Source organism: Candidatus Symbiopectobacterium sp. NZEC135, assembly GCF_025962695.1.
The window spans coordinates 1-1,463 of record NZ_JAGFPF010000428.1; the positions used below are offsets into that span (position 1 = coordinate 1).

Consider the following 1,463-nt stretch of genomic DNA (forward strand, 5'->3'; position numbering starts at 1 on the left):
AACCAGGCCAACAAATCTGCCTGAAAAGTATCAGGGAATAAAGGGGAGGGCGACAACAAACAGTAACAGGAACCCTCTTCGACAAATCCCAGCGGTGCCGCCAGAACGCCACTGGCAATATCATCTCTGACCAATTGCCAGGGCCCAATGGCAACCCCTAATCCGCCAACGGCAGCCTGTAAACTGAAATAAAAGTGTTCAAACGTTTGCCCATTACTGTCATTAAGTGGGTGTTGGGTTACCGCACTCCACGTTTGCCAGGCGCTTAAGCGCGTGCGGCTGTGTAACCGTGGCGCGGTGGTTCGCAATGACAACCCGTTTTCACCGGGAGAAAACCAGTCAACCACGTTATCAGGCCGGCAAACCGGCCCAACTTTCTCACTGAACAGGTGTTCTGCATGGTAGCCGTCAGGTAACGGGAAATCATCGCGCCGAATCGCCAAATCAATGCCAGCATTAAATGAAAATGCGCCTCCGCCAGCAACCAAATGAATATCCCGATCCGGATGTTTTGCCTGAAACGCGGGCCAACGGGGGATAAGCCAACGCATCAGCAATGTGGGTTCACATGACACCACCCAGCGCCTTTGCTGGCGCGCGCTGGCACGCAATTCACTGGTGGCACGCTGCATGACCGTCAGCCCTTCATGAACCGCCTGCGCTAGCGTGCGGCCTGCTTGCGTCAGAAAAACCCGGCGACTGCGTCTTTCAAACAGCGCAACCCCTAAATCATCCTCCAGCATACGCACCGCACGACTGATCGCACCGTGCGTAAGGTGTAACGCCTCGGCTGCGCGCGTGAAGTTCTCAAACCGTGCTGCGGCTTCAAAACAGCGCAACGCTATCAGTGAAGGGAGGCGGGTTTGATTTACCTCTAATCGTGAGTCTAACTCACCATTGCTGTCAGAAATCATCGTTAGTTATCCCTATGGGGTTTGCATAGCATATTGATATCTAATTTGATGTTCAAAAGGTTATCTATGATCGAGTATCTCGCAGTATTCACAATAACACTGTTTGCCGTTATCAGCCCAGGGCCTGATTTTGCCATGGTGACACGCAATAGTCTGATGCTGTCGCGCCGGGCGGGAATCTTAACGGCTGTCGGGATCGGTGGCGGTATTCTGGTGCATATGAGCTATACCCTGATAGGCATCGGGTTGATCATTCAGCAATCACTGTGGTTGTTCAATATTATCAAACTGATTGGCGCGGCATACCTTATCTGGCTCGGGGTGAAAATGTTGCGCACCAAACCCACCCGCACCCAGTCCGATACCGGCATCGCCTCCGTTTCCGATGGGGTAGCGCTACGCACCGGCTTTCTCACCAATGTACTAAACCCGAAAACAACGATATTCATCGTCAGCCTGTTTATGCAGGTGGTCAGCCCGCAGACACCGTTGGCGGTACAAATCGGTTACGGCATTTTTATCTCGGTAGCGCACATCTCATGGTTTTGT

Annotated in this window: 2 protein-coding genes; one reads left to right on the forward strand and one right to left on the reverse strand. The window is 52.6% G+C overall.

Going from position 1 to position 1,463, the window contains the following annotated elements:
- On the reverse strand, window positions 1-914 hold a 914-nt coding region (locus J5224_RS27540; protein WP_264628318.1), incomplete at its 3' end, for a LysR family transcriptional regulator.
- 66 nt (window positions 915-980) lie between these two features.
- Between J5224_RS27540 and J5224_RS27545 the strand changes: the two genes are divergently transcribed.
- Window positions 981-1,463 (forward strand): LysE family translocator (locus tag J5224_RS27545; protein WP_264628319.1); only part of this gene is annotated, 483 nt, incomplete at its 3' end.